We start from the raw sequence: 13,885 nt of genomic DNA, 5'->3' as shown, positions 1-13,885 counted from the left end.
ATCTAAACTTATGATTGGTAGTTATTAAAGTTTTTGAAACAAAAATGGTGAATATAGATTAAAGTTTTGAAAACTTCTGAAATCTACATTCACCATTTTGAATTCTGAATTATTTTTTAAAATTAATTCTTCGCACCCTGCACAGCATTTGGTTTTGATTGTTGTTGCATTGGATTTGGTTGTGCTGGACGAGTTTGTTTGAATACTTGGAAACGAGTAGGTTCTTCTGGTTCACGTGGGAAACTGTTCGTTTTAGTATCAATATCTGCCGTTTCGAAGAATGGGTCAAGTGTCCATTTTACTACTTTTTTATCAGTAGGAATTACTTTCTTGATTTCTTTGTCGTTCAAACGCCAAATTTCGGCAGGAATTCTGATTACTTCGTCTGTTCCGTCTTCGTAATTCATTTTGATGATTACTGGACTTGGTAAGCCTCCAACGTTTTTCAAATTCACAACATAGAAGTTTTTATTTGATTCTACCAATTTCTTTTCGTCTTCTGCTAAACCTGACATAGCTTGGTCAAAACGTTTTTTGTCAGCTTCTGAAGTAGCAAATTTGTCGTAAGAATTATAGAAATCTCTCATATCAGGGTTTTCTTCTACCACCGTTTTTTGAATATCCTTTTTGTTACGAATATTACTGATGGTCTGACGTTTGGCATCTGCTTCAGCTTTTGCTTTTTCGTTCTTTTTTTCTGGCGTAAGGTTATCTATTCCAAACCATTCTACATTTTCAATTGATAAATCCACAGGCTCAACACCGTAGAACCAACCTTTCCAGAACCAGTCTAAATCAACGCCCGAAGCATCTTCCATTGTACGGAAAAAGTCTTGCGGAGTTGGGTGTTTGAAAGCCCAACGACGAGCGTATTCTTTGAAGGCTGCATCAAATAATTCACGTCCCATTACGGTTTCACGAAGTACCGTTAAAGCTGCCGCTGGTTTTGAATAAGCATTTGGGCCAAAAGCCATAATATTGTCAGAACTCGACATAATTGGTACTTGTTGCGTTTTATCAGTACGCATATAACCAACAATGCTTTGAGGAGTTCCACGTGTTTCAAAATCTCTATCCCATTCTTTTTCAGCGAGTTCCTCACAGAAAGTATTTAAACCTTCATCCATCCACGACCATTGTCTTTCGTCTGAATTAACAATCATTGGGAAGAAATTATGCCCAACTTCGTGAATAACTACACCAATCAAAAAATCTTTTGTTCCTTCTGAATACGTTCCGTCAGCTTCGGGTCTTGCTCCGTTGAAAGAAATCATTGGATATTCCATACCACCAACTGGACCATGAACAGACTGAGCCACAGGATATGGATAAGCAATCGTATGTTTTGAATATGAACGAAGCGTATGTGCAACCAGCATCGTTGAATATTGTCCCCAAAGTGGATTTGCTTCTTTCGGAAATGCCGACATTGCCCATACTTTTTTCCCTTCAACATCTACTTGCATGGCATCCCAAAGAAATTTTCTTGACCCTGCAAAAGCAAAATCACGCACATTTTGAGCGGCAAAAGACCAAGTTTTCTTTCCACTTGGTTTTGCTTGGGCGGCATCCCGCTTTTCTGCTGCCGTTGCCTCTTCTTGCGTAACAATCATTACGGGACGAGTGGCAGTTTTGGCAGTTTCTAAACGCTTCAATTGTGAAGCAGAAAGCACCTGAGCAGCATTTTGTAATTCGCCAGTACCCAAAATTACAAAATCGTTTGGAGCAGTGATTGACACTTTATAATCCCCGAAAGGAACGGTAAATTCACCTTGTCCTAAAAACTGTTTGTGTTGCCAACCGTTCACGTCGTCATACACGCACATACGTGGAAACCACTGAGCCAATTCGTACAAATAATTTCCATCTTTCGGGAAATATTCATAGCCACTTCTTGCTCTTGTAGCAACTGCATCAGTAATATTAAAACTCCAATCAACTGAAAATGAGAAACTTTGACCCGTTTTTAAAGACGTTGGCAAATCAACCCTCATCATGGTTTCGTTGATGGTAAATTTCAATGGGTTTCCTGCACGGTCTTTCACTGAAATGATTTTGTAGCCGTATTCTTTCCCTGCTAAAACATTCGTTGAAGCATTTAAACGGGCAAACGATGTACCTTGTCCACTAACCGACGAAGTAGAAGTCAACTGAGCAATTCCACCTTTTTTGAAGTTATTTTGGTCTAATTGTAACCATAAATAACGAAGTTCATCGGGCGAAAAGTTTTTGTACGTAATTACTTCCGAAGCCGTCATTGACTGATTTTGGTCGTCCAATTCAGCTTTGATGTCATAATCAGCACGGTTTTGCCAATAATCTTTTCCCGGAGCTCCCGAAGCAGTACGATAAGTGTTCGGCGTAGGCAACAAAGTACCAACTTGCTCGAAACGAGTATTGCCATTAAATTGATTCGTTGGCTGTTGAGCAAAAACGGTAATGCTTTTTATCGACGAAACTAAAAGTGATAGTAGGAGAATTTTGCGATTCATTTTTTAGTTGATGATTTTAAAATGCGTTAAAGCTTTGAAGTTAGTCAAAAAACAAAAAAGTTTTGTACAGATTTACAAAATCCTTGATGAAAACTTGATGAATGGTTTTCAATTTTCGTCATAAATTAATGACGACTCTTTCTTAATTACTGATAATGATAAAATACTTTCTGCCATTTTAGTCATAATATTTGTTCGGTTGAATTGATGAATAAATTGCTCACGACAAATATTCTGTGGCTCATAATTCTCCACAACGTGAATAAATTCTTCAATATTACAAGGCTGAAAAATAAGAGAATCCACTAAATATGTTTGCAAAAATTCCCTTGCGTAGCCATTCACACCTGCAATAATTGGCTTTTGCGTTGCCCCATATTCAAAAATTTTGGAAGGAATTACTTTTTCAAAAGCCTGATAATCATTCAAGTGTAAAAATATAAAATCGCTTTTAGCATAATATTCCATCAATTCAGAACGCTTCATAGGCGGAAATAAATTGACATTATTTACTTTCAATTCAGTTAATTTATCCACTAATTTTTGCTTCGTTCCTCCATCTCCAATCACATTGAAAATATATTTACCTTCTAATCTTTTTGCTGTTTCTGGAATAATTTTCTCTAACCCTTGCCCTTCACCAATATTTCCTGCATACGTAATTATTGGAATTGTATTATGTGAAGATTTTGCAAAATCAACTCCTAAAAAATCTTCATCAATTCCATTGGTAAAGAAGGTTACATTTCCGTTAGACTCAGTAAAACTTCCCCTAAAACCTTCTGAAACTAAATTGAGATGCGTTGCAGATTGAATGGTATATTTCTCAATACGCTTGATAATTGGCAATAAAAAGAAGCGAATCCATTTATTCTTAACAACATCTTTGATGGTATCACTCAAAATATCTCGAATGTCTAAATACAATGGAACTTGCTTGTTTTTAGCCATTTTTGCCCCTAAAAAACCCGTAAATAATCGTGATGAAGTAGCGTAAATGAGGTCATAATGCTGATTTTTAGTAAGCTGAAATACACCTTTCCAATATTCCCAAAACGCCAATATTTGGTCAAAAAAACCATTATTATGGTCAGGCATTGGGATTCGATGAATCGTCAAATTTCCAATTTCTTCATACGTTTCTGCCTTTTCTCGCCTGCTTTTATAGCGATTTGGCATCGTTGTAATTACTTCCAAAGTGTCATTTTTACTCATTTTGCTTTGCAAAGCATTGACCAAAGCAGTCGTTCTAAAAGAGCCAGCACAGAAATCAGGCTGAAAATAGAAGGTTAGAATTAGTATTTTCATGTTTTTTGGTAGAATCAATTATCGTTTTTAAAGAGTTTGTAAAATATATTGTCAGCATTTTAGCAGGAATCGTTTTATTAAATTGCTCAGCGTAGAAGTAGGTATTTTGTTCAATTCTGGAAATATTTTCAAAATAAATTGTTCCTAAATTGGTCGAAATAGTATTTTCAAAAACCTTAATTCCAACATCGGGATGAAAATGCAGATAGGCTTTTACGGGGTAATTCGTTCCGCCCAAAACCTTATCAACAATAATAATTTGGCGATTTTCAATCTTAAAACTACGTTGATGAGCAATACCAATTTTCTGAAATCCATCGTGCAATGCCAATATTTCTTTTTGTGAATCGGTTAAAATTTTCACTTTTGCTCTTCTTCCAATTCTAAAACTACTCCAAATTTCAGATTGCTCAAAATCACCAATTTGGACTGTATTATGAGCCACCGTTGAACGTTCAAAATGTCTTCTTTCATTGTTTTGGTAAGTTGAAGTTCCAGTATCTACAATAAAAGGTTTTTCGTCCACATAAAGGATAAAATTGAAAATATCGCAATGCGAATGGGCAGGTAAATAATCTGGTGAAGCCCTGCCAACATTAAGCAATAACTCCACATTTTCTTCTTCAAATTTACGATAGTCACTTGCAGAGAAATCAATTTTTTGAGCTTCAATATTCAGTAGTTGAGCATATTCTAACAATTGAAAAGTAGTAGGAGTAATATTTTTTGCGGCATCGCCCATTAAAGGAATTTCACCATTTTGAAAGGTAAGTGTTTGTAAAAATCCTAACATTTTTTGAGCATAAAAAGCTATCTCATTTTCAAGTTCAACAAGATTTAATGCTCGATTATTTTGGAGCAAATTCAAGCAATCCAACAATCGAAAAAGGATAATTTGATGATACATTACTGACCTTTCAAAATGACAACCATCTGCTAAAATCTGTTCCGACAATTCCGTTTTCAGAATATTCTTTGCCAATTTCAAAAAAGCTTCTTTTCTGAAATAAACACCGCCAAACAACAACGAAAAACCATTTTCTAATAAATGATTTCCCATTAAATGATATTCCAAATTATCAGATAATCGGACATATTTAGCCATTAAAAAAGCGTCTATTTCAGTATCTTGAATTTGATATTTACTCAAAAATTTTATCCAATTTATATTTCTCAATGATATTGGATAAGATTCTAAACCTGTTTTAAGCGTTGGATAGGCATATATATAGGCACGTATGAGGGCAATCCCTTTGGCTTGAGAAAGGTCTTTTTGACTCAAAAAATCAAAATAATTGAGGTTATACGCCCATAGTTTACCGAAGATTTGTTCGTCATTCCAGTTGATTTGTTGTTTTGGGAAAACTTGTTCTTGGTTTAAGAAACAAAAACGATTTTCATTCGGGAAATAACTTTTATTGCTTGAAATAGAAGGTTGTAAGGAAATTGAAAAACTTTGAGCATGAATAAATTGAGGATATTTATGACCAATTATCTTCCGAAATATTAACCTGATTTTGTTGAAAACTTGGTAATAAATCTGAATTGGGCGAAGGTGGATTATCGTGAAGAAATATAGGTGAATTGTTTTCATAAGATTTTCGTAACACAAACTTTAGTCTGTAAGTTTTCAAAACAGACTAAAGTATGTGCTACGTTTGTCAATGCGGAAAGAAAATATAACTCACCCAAATAGCTGTAATGATACTCACCAAATCAGCCGTAAGTCCTGCCCAAAGCGTATAACGAGTTTGTTTTATACCCACTGAACCAAAATATAAAGCCAATACATAAAAAATGGTATCAGAAGAACCTTGAAAAACGCACGATAATCTGCCTGCAAATGAGTCTGGACCCGAAGTCTGCATGGTACTAATCATCATCGCTCGTGAACCACCCCCACTCAATGGATGCATCAAAGCCGTTGGTAAAGCATCCGTAAAGGCAGTATCAATTCCCAAAAGGGCAACGCCATCTTTTATCACTCCTACAATCAAATCCAATGTTCCTGCATTGCGTAAACAACTGATTGCAACCAACATTGCTACTAAATAGGGAATAATTTTAACAGAAGTTTCAAAACCACCTTTTGCACCTTCAATAAAGGCATCAAAAATGTCAACTTTCTTCCAAACTGCTCCTAAAATAAAAGCCAATACAAAGCCGTAAAGGATAATATTACTCACAATTTTAGAGGTTGATTGTACTTCTTCTTGCGGTAAACTTGAAAAATACCAAAGGACAAAACCCACAAAAGCGGTAATTCCACCTAACCACGACATAACAACTTTATCAAAAAGATTAATTTTTTGCTTGATTGCTACGAATATTAATCCCGTCAACGTAGCAAAATAAGTCGCAATTAAACAAGGAATAAAAATATCAGAAGGGTCTTCGGCTTTGTAAATAGAACGCTGAGCCATGATACTCAAAGGAATCAAAACTGGGCCTGCCGAGTGCAACACCAAAAACATAATTTGGGCATTGGAAGCCACTTCTTTATTAGGATTCAAATCTTGTAAACTCTGCATGGCTTTTAGTCCAAAAGGCGTTGCAGCATTGTCTAATCCCAACATATTGGCGGAGAAATTCATAATCATTTGTCCACTCGCAGGGTGATTTGCAGGAACTTCTGGAAATAATTTACTGAAAAAAGGTCCTACGATTCTTGCTAAAAAACCAATGGCACCTGCTTTTTCTCCAACGGTCAACAATCCCATAAAAAAAGTCATTACACCCGCCAACGGCAAGGCAATTTTCATGACGGCAATTTCCGCAGAATCAAACATTCCATCTACAATTACTTTAAAAAGTTCATTTTTTTGCTCTTGAGGAATATCAGGATTTGCCCATTTTATCAAGGCTGTAATGAAAGCAGCCACAAAAAATAGCACCCACATGGCAGAGAGTGGACTTTGTTTTTTGAGCGTAATAAAATTGAATAGTTTTTGAGATAAGTTTTCCATTGATTTAGTGGGATAGTCAAAATTTCTAAATTACTGACTAAATTTATGCCATTATTTCTTACTAAATGACCTAAGTTATGAAAAAAACATCATTGTTTTTAATATTCTCACTATTTTCAGTTTCAGTACATTCTCACCAAAAAGTAAAACCTAAAACATCTAAACCAAAGCAAGCTTGTGAATACGAACAAAAAATGCGAGAGCAAGGATTGGTAAATATTCAAGAAATTGACCCTTCTATTTTAGTAGAATTAAAATATTCCACCACAGATAATTTTGTCGGAAAAGATGTGTACGGGTGTATTACTCAATGTTTTATGCAGAAGCGTCCTGCCGAAATGTTGGCAAAAGCCTGTGAATTACTCCAAAAAAAATATCCTAATTATCGACTTTTAGTGTACGATGGCGGGCGACCTGTTCATTTCCAAAAAGTGCTATGGAATTCTTTACCACAATATGCTCCAAGAGAGCGTTCAAAATACGTGGCTAATCCATCGGCAGAAGGCTCAATTCATAGTTATGGAAGTGCGGTTGATTTAACCATTGCTACAACTGATGGATTGCCTTTGGACATGGGAACAAAATATGATTATTTCGGGGAGTTAGCCTATCCTAAAAAAGAAGCTTATTTTTTGAAAACGAAGAAATTAAACGAAAAGCAAATTAACAATCGTTTGATTTTGAGGTCAGTTATGAAAGCCGCAGGTTATATGCCTATCGACTACGAATGGTGGCATTTCAATGCTTTTTCTCGCCATACTGCCAAAGCCAACTATCGAATCATACAATAATTTGACAGATTTAGGTCTAAAATCAATTGTTCGGTTATAAAAATAAAGTGTTCGGAAACGGACACTTTTATTTTTACAAAAAACAACATAAAACCATAAAAATCAACAACTTAACACTTCTGGTTCATTATTTGAAACATTTATAATAGTTAGAAAATATCGTAAATGGCTCAAGATTCGCTTCAAATGCTGAAATATCTTCATATTTCCATTTATCCATAAGAGATAGCCGTTTATCCTAAACTTTTTTAAATCAAAAATTATCATTCGTAACATTGAACCATCAAATGAAAAACAACATGAATCGTTTCCTATTATTCGCCCTCACAATTACCTGTTTAACTTTCCAAACGAAAGCTCAAAATGCTGTACAAGCAAGCGGTAATGAAACACGATTGAGTTTACAAGACGCTGTCAATATTGCTCTTAAAAATAATATTTCTGTTAAACAAAGCGAAAACCAAGTTTTACTCAATAGTTTACAGTTACAACAGTCAAAGTTCAATCAATTACCCAATGCAAGTGGAAATATCAACGAATCCTTCAATTTTGGACGTAGTTTAGACCCTTTTACTAACACTTTTGTTGACAGAAATATCAATTATAACCAATTGAGTTTAGGTGGAAATGTTACGATTTTTAATGGTTATCAGTTGAAAAATACCATTGCTCAGAATGACTTGTTATTGAAAGCAACTCAATTTGATTTACTTGCAATGAAAGAAAATATTTCATTGCAAGTGGTTTTGGCTTATTTGAATATCATGAATGCCGAAGACCAACTTGCCATTGCCCAAACTCAAACAGGAATCACAAAATTACAAATTGATAGAACCGATAAATTGGTAAAAGCGGGTTCTTTACCGCAGTCAAACTTATTTGATTTAAAAGCTCAATTAGCAACTGAAGAAACTACAGTTATCAACAACCAAAGCACTTTAGATTTAGCCAAACTTTCGCTTTTACAATTACTAAATGACAAAAATATAGCTGATGTAAAAGTTGATAGAATTTCTGTTCCAACGCCTTCAACTGCAGGATACGACGCAACGATTAGCAAAATTTATGAGATTGCACAAGAAAGTCAGCCAACTATTAAAGCAGCCGATGTTCGTATTCAAGGAGCTGATAAAGGTATAGAAATTGCAAAAGCTGGCTTTTTACCAATTATCACAGGTAATGTTAATTTAGGAGCAAATCAATCTAATGCTCAAAAGGATTATACATTTAAATCTGTTACTTCTGACCAGAATTTAGGCGTTGTAAAGTTTCAAGGACAAGATATTCCATTAATTGTAACGACAACGAATAATGTACCCATAGATAATGGAACAACAGGCTACTTTAAACAACTTGGAAATACCTTTAATTATGGTTTTGGTGTAAATGCCAATATTCCAATTTTCAGTAAATTCGCCAATAGAAGTAATGTTTCAAGAGCAAAAATTCAGAAAGAAAATGCTAATCTGAACGCTCAGCAAGCACGTTTGACTTTGAGACAAAATATTGAGCAAGCTTATACAAACCTCAATAATTCAGCAAAAAGATTTGATGCTTTAACTATTCAGGTTTCAGCTTTGGAAGAATCGTTCAGAGCTGCAGAAAGCCGTTTCAATGCAGGAGCAATTGATTTTGTAAATTATAGTTTACAAAAAACAAACCTCGACAAAGCCAAAGCCAATCTTGTACAAGCAAAATATGACTTTATTTTCAGAACCAAAATTTTAGATTATTATCAAAATAAACCGCTTACCTTTTGATTAGTGACTGGTTAATTAGTAATTAGTATCTTAAATCGTTACTGATAACCTCAAATAGCTCAATTTAAACTTGATAACTATACATTGAAAACTAATAACCAATCTCTAATCACTAATAACAAAAAAAAATGGCAAAGAAATCTTCAAATAAAATCTGGTGGATACTCGGTGGCGTTATTGTCCTTTTGGGCGGTGGCTTATTTATCGCCAAAAAGCAAGGACTTATCGGTAAAGAACCTGCTACCGAAGTAGAATTTACCAAAGCAAAAAAAGCTGACATCATCGAGAGAGTTTCAGCTTCTGGAAAAATTCAGCCTGAAATTGAAGTAAAACTTTCGCCAGACGTTTCGGGTGAAATCGTAGGTCTTTATGTAAATGAAGGGGATTCTGTAAAAGCAGGACAATTACTTTTAAAAATTAAACCTGATAACTACGAATCACTTTTGGCTCGTGCTGAAGCACAAGTTAATTCTGCCAAAGCATCTGTTGAGCAATCAAAAGCACTTCAATCGCAGTCAGAATCTCGTTTGTTAAAAGCAAAAATCGATTACGACAGAAACAAGCGTTTGCATGATGATAAAGTGATTTCTGATGCAGATTTTGACCAATTTAATTCTCAATATCTTGTCGCAAAACAAGATTTAGAATCTGCAAAAGCCAATGTACAATCTGCCAGTTTTAATGTTAAAAGTTCGGAAGCAGCTTTGAAGGAAGCCCGCACTAACTTAACAAAAACAACCATTTATGCACCACAAAGCGGTACAGTTTCAAAACTCAACGTAGAGTTAGGAGAACGTGTGGTTGGTACTTCGCAAATGGCAGGAACTGAGTTATTGAGAATTGCCAATCTGAATAAAATGGAAGTTCGTGTAAATGTTAATGAAAACGATATTACACGTGTTTCAATGAACGATACTGTAATTATTGACGTTGATTCTTATAGTGCATCTGGACGTAAATTTAAAGGAGTTGTTTACGAAATTGCCAGTTCTGCCAATGGGCTTAGTACCACTTCAGCAGCAGCAGTTTCAACCGATGCAGTTACAGAATTTGAAGTAAAAATCAGAGTTTTACGTCAATCATATTCAGATTTAATTGTAGGGAAACGTTCTTATCCTTTAAAACCAGGAATGACAGCCTCTGTTGAAATCATTACAGATCGTAAAAATGGTGTATTATCAGTTCCACTCGCATCTGTTACCACTCGTGACCCGTCTTTAAAAACAGATGGTGGAGATAAAAAAGAAGGCGAAGAAGACAATAATCAAGAGCCAGAAAAAGTTATTAAGAAAGATAAAATTAAAGAAGTTGTTTTCGTAGTTGATAAAGCGAATAAAGCGAAGTTGAGAGAAGTAAAAACGGGCATTTCCGACTTTGAAAACATCGAAATCTTATCTGGTTTAGCTGATGGAGAAACGATTATTTCAGGACCTTATATTACGGTTTCTAAGAAATTAAAAGAGGGTGAAATTGTGACGAAGAAAAAAGCAGAAGAAAAGAAAAAGAAGTAAATATACTTTTAAAAAACAATAAATTAGTTTGGTTTAGGGTTTATGAAAAAGCCGTCTCAGAGTATCTGGGGACGGCTTTTTTGTATTTGTAAGCTACTAAAAAGGCTTCTTTGAAACCAAAGAAGCCTTGAAATCTAATCTTTAAAAATCTATTCTCTGAAAACTACCCCACCAACTCTTTCAAATCTTCATCATTCAATTGCTTACGTTCATCAGCCATTAAAAGAAAACGAGTATAAAGTTTATCCAATTCTGGCTTTTCAAAATCAAAACCAATCAATTGCAAACGGTGACGAAGTGCCGCACGACCTGAACGAGAAGTCAAAACAATTGCCGAAGATGGTACACCAACATCTTCTGGCTTCATAATTTCATAGTTTTCTGAATGTTTCAAGAAACCATCTTGATGAATTCCTGACGAGTGAGCAAAAGCATTTGCTCCTACAATTGCTTTATTTGCTTGCACAGGCATTCCCATCAATCCAGATACAAACGTTGAAAATGGATATAAATGTTGTGCGTTAATTCCTGTATGGAAACCTAAATCTTTGTGCGTATTTAAAATCATGGCAACTTCCTCCAAAGAAGTATTTCCTGCACGCTCTCCAATACCATTAATAGTCACCTCAACCTGTCTCGCTCCCGCCTGAATACCTGCAATTGTATTAGCCGTAGCCAAGCCTAAATCATTATGATTGTGCATCGAAATAGTAGCCTTGTGAATATTTGGCACGTTTTCAAACAAATAATTGATACGTTGGAACATTTGATGTGGCAATAAATAACCCGTAGTATCAGGTAAATTCACCACCGTAGCCCCTGCATTAATAACAGCTTCCGTCAATTGAGCCAAAAATACCAAGTCCGCACGACCTGCATCTTCCGCAAAAAACTCAACGTCTTCCACAAACGATTTAGCATATTTAACCGCCCAAATACCACGCTCAATCATCTCTTCACGAGTCGAATTGAATTTATATTTAATGTGTGTATCCGACGAACCTAAACCTGTGTGAATACGTGGATATTTAGCGTGTTTCAATGCCGCCGCAGCCGCATCAATATCTTCTTTTTTAGCACGAGTCAATCCACAAACTGTCGCATTCTTAACCAACTTCGCAATTTCCTCTACTGAACGGAAATCTCCAGGAGATGAAATTGGAAAACCTGCTTCAATAATATCAACGCCTAACTGCTCCAGTTGTTCTGCAACCTGCAATTTTTCCTCTGTGTTTAACTGACATCCTGGAACTTGCTCTCCATCACGTAAAGTAGTATCGAATACTTGAATTTTCTGGCTCATGTGTCTTATTTTGTTTTTTTCTAAGTCAAAAATACATCTATACGATAAAAAAAACAAATCTCTTTTCTCCTCTAAAAAGAATAAAAATCTACAAAACACCAATAAATAACAATACTAAGAATTAAAATCTAAACAATAGAATTAATAAAGATTTATAGTCTTAAAAACAAAACACTTCAAGAGAAAATATTTTTCTATACTAATTTATCAAAAATTGTATATTTTTAATATTTTTATCATTAAAACAGGTTTCATATTTTCGAATAGAAGAAATAACGAACTTTTCTTCCATTTTATTTGGTACTGACATTATCAAGCCCCTCCAAGTTACCCAAAATTAAAAATTTATTGTCTGACACGTTAACAAAATCGGAGGTGTGAAAACGGGGGATGAGTACTGAATAGCAGCTCCATTTTGTTTGAGAGCTGGGAACTCCAAATATAATGTCATACCTGATTTACCTGGGTCTGTAATATTATCAATGGCGGAGTTTCTACAACACTTTGCCCAAGACATATAATATCCTCCTGCATCGGTATAATTATCCAAATTTAGTGTTACTTCTTTTGAATATTGATACTCTCTGGTTTTAAGATTTCGGATTTTTGCACAGGTTTCATTGTCGTAAACTAAGTCTTGAAACTTCTCGAAGGGTAAGGCTATTTCTGCTATCTGTGCATTATCTCTTTTTCTAAATATCCGAATCGTTACTGGTGTTTTTTGTAGGTAAGTATCTTCACTGGATGGCATGATGATAAAATCAACAAACATATTCAGGGCAATTTTAAACTTCCCTGCATCCTTGTCCGTTTGAACCATATACAGATTACCTCCGTAAATATGCTCGGCTTTAACCTGATTTTTGAACGTGAAAAATATCAGGATTATCAGAAGGTAAGTGTGAAGTTTAGTGTGAAGCATGAAACGGTGATTATGTGCAAGAATACGTCAAATAATTCAATACATGAGTACGTAATTTCCAAATGCTTTTCTTCGGACTACCGCTTTGATGATACAACATAATAGAGACGAAGAAAAGAAATTATTAGCCATAGTATCAATCATTGTTGATTGTATTAATACAGTCGAGGATACATAAGTAGTCGTTAATAAATAAACGACGTTTTATTTTGATTACTTTTGTGTTATGGGATACAGATTTATACAATTAAGTCCATCGGAAGTAAGTCTTTTGGAAAAGACCTCATTTCCTTGGTCGGTAGCCCCTCTTTGTCCGTGGCTGAGTCTCCTGACCAGTCATCGTGCGACAGCAATTTTCTGAACAAATATTCCTTCCTTTTTTTACTTTTTCCCGACCAACAACACATGTTTAAACAATTCACCAAATATAATAAATATTAACACTCAGTGTCTGAGACAAGTTTTCCAATCATCTACTGGCATAGAAAATTCGTCAACTATAAAATCAAAGAACATATTATTAATAATCCAATTAGTCATTAAACGCAAAAATCCCCTTATACATTTCAGTAAAGGGGATTCTAATAGTATTTGGGGTTTATTTACTTTCCCGCATGTGATTGCAGTATCATCAACGGCAGTAGGCTTAACTTCTCTGTTCGAGATGGGAAGAGGTGAACACTACTCCTATCAACCCCATAAGTTCTTTGAGCTTAAGCTCTATATCTTATGGATGTTCATGTAATATTGTGAAAGATTTTGAAGAGCAAGAGCTATACTTGACTATCAGACAGTATAATTTAATAAGCTATTGGGTAATTAGTATTGCTCG

At 35.0% G+C, this 13,885-nt stretch carries 9 protein-coding genes and 1 rRNA gene; 3 read left to right on the top strand and 7 right to left on the bottom strand.

The annotated features are described in order from the left end of the window. Positions 1–122: 122 nt before the first annotated feature. The 4 genes from LV89_RS18320 to LV89_RS18305 all read right to left on the bottom strand — a co-directional run bounded on the left by LV89_RS18320 (position 123) and on the right by LV89_RS18305 (position 6,766). The gene (locus LV89_RS18320; protein ID WP_109744375.1) at positions 123–2,492 is read right to left on the bottom strand and encodes a M1 family metallopeptidase; all 2,370 of its coding nucleotides are present in this window, start codon (positions 2,490–2,492) and stop codon (positions 123–125) included. A 108-nt stretch (positions 2,493–2,600) separates the two neighbouring features. Continuing rightward, positions 2,601–3,800, bottom strand: a complete 1,200-nt coding sequence (locus LV89_RS18315; protein ID WP_109744374.1) for a glycosyltransferase family 4 protein — start codon at positions 3,798–3,800, stop codon at positions 2,601–2,603. Beyond that, entirely contained in the window at positions 3,763–5,394 is a 1,632-nt protein-coding gene (locus tag LV89_RS18310) for an alginate lyase family protein (RefSeq protein ID WP_109744373.1), read from the bottom strand. Before LV89_RS18310 ends, LV89_RS18315 begins: the two co-directional genes overlap by 38 nt. 67 nt (positions 5,395–5,461) lie before the next feature. Beyond that, a complete protein-coding gene (locus LV89_RS18305; protein ID WP_109744372.1) occupies positions 5,462–6,766 on the bottom strand; it encodes a spore maturation protein in 1,305 nt (434 codons plus the stop codon). A 77-nt stretch (positions 6,767–6,843) separates the two neighbouring features. Between LV89_RS18305 and LV89_RS18300 the strand changes: the two genes are divergently transcribed. From LV89_RS18300 to LV89_RS18290, 3 genes are all read left to right on the top strand, one after another. Continuing rightward, positions 6,844–7,557, top strand: a complete 714-nt coding sequence (locus LV89_RS18300) for a M15 family metallopeptidase (protein ID WP_109744371.1) — start codon at positions 6,844–6,846, stop codon at positions 7,555–7,557. Positions 7,558–7,856: 299 nt separating this feature from the next. After that, positions 7,857–9,317: a TolC family protein gene (locus LV89_RS18295; RefSeq protein WP_158279623.1), complete on the top strand. Its 1,461-nt coding sequence runs from the start codon at positions 7,857–7,859 to the stop codon at positions 9,315–9,317. Positions 9,318–9,445: 128 nt separating this feature from the next. Then, positions 9,446–10,828, top strand: coding sequence for an efflux RND transporter periplasmic adaptor subunit (locus tag LV89_RS18290; protein WP_109744369.1), 1,383 nt, complete (start codon positions 9,446–9,448; stop codon positions 10,826–10,828). A gap of 163 nt (positions 10,829–10,991) precedes the next feature. Here the strand turns inward: LV89_RS18290 and LV89_RS18285 are convergent, their stop codons facing one another. The 3 genes from LV89_RS18285 to rrf all read right to left on the bottom strand — a co-directional run bounded on the left by LV89_RS18285 (position 10,992) and on the right by rrf (position 13,754). Continuing rightward, a complete protein-coding gene (locus tag LV89_RS18285; protein ID WP_109744368.1) occupies positions 10,992–12,131 on the bottom strand; it encodes a 2-isopropylmalate synthase in 1,140 nt (379 codons plus the stop codon). A gap of 337 nt (positions 12,132–12,468) precedes the next feature. After that, the gene (locus tag LV89_RS18280) at positions 12,469–13,053 is read right to left on the bottom strand and encodes a hypothetical protein (RefSeq protein WP_109744367.1); all 585 of its coding nucleotides are present in this window, start codon (positions 13,051–13,053) and stop codon (positions 12,469–12,471) included. A gap of 589 nt (positions 13,054–13,642) precedes the next feature. Further along, positions 13,643–13,754: ribosomal RNA gene (gene rrf, locus LV89_RS18275) — 5S ribosomal RNA — on the bottom strand. Positions 13,755–13,885: the final 131 nt, after the last annotated feature.

It is taken from the genome of Arcicella aurantiaca (assembly GCF_003148625.1).
Taxonomy (GTDB): domain Bacteria; phylum Bacteroidota; class Bacteroidia; order Cytophagales; family Spirosomataceae; genus Arcicella; species Arcicella aurantiaca.
This window is presented reverse-complemented; position numbering and strand designations above follow the sequence as displayed.

Bases quoted from the DNA above. Each gene is read 5' to 3' on its own strand.
- LV89_RS18315 (WP_109744374.1), bottom strand. From the start codon at position 3,800: ATGAAAATACTAATTCTAACCTTCTATTTTCAGCCTGATTTCTGTGCT.
- LV89_RS18300 (WP_109744371.1), top strand. From the start codon at position 6,844: ATGAAAAAAACATCATTGTTTTTAATATTCTCACTATTTTCAGTTTCA.
- LV89_RS18295 (WP_158279623.1), top strand. From the start codon at position 7,857: ATGAATCGTTTCCTATTATTCGCCCTCACAATTACCTGTTTAACTTTC.
- LV89_RS18320 (WP_109744375.1), bottom strand. From the start codon at position 2,492: ATGAATCGCAAAATTCTCCTACTATCACTTTTAGTTTCGTCGATAAAA.
- LV89_RS18285 (WP_109744368.1), bottom strand. From the start codon at position 12,131: ATGAGCCAGAAAATTCAAGTATTCGATACTACTTTACGTGATGGAGAG.
- LV89_RS18310 (WP_109744373.1), bottom strand. From the start codon at position 5,394: ATGAAAACAATTCACCTATATTTCTTCACGATAATCCACCTTCGCCCA.
- LV89_RS18305 (WP_109744372.1), bottom strand. From the start codon at position 6,766: ATGGAAAACTTATCTCAAAAACTATTCAATTTTATTACGCTCAAAAAA.
- LV89_RS18290 (WP_109744369.1), top strand. From the start codon at position 9,446: ATGGCAAAGAAATCTTCAAATAAAATCTGGTGGATACTCGGTGGCGTT.
- LV89_RS18280 (WP_109744367.1), bottom strand. From the start codon at position 13,053: ATGCTTCACACTAAACTTCACACTTACCTTCTGATAATCCTGATATTT.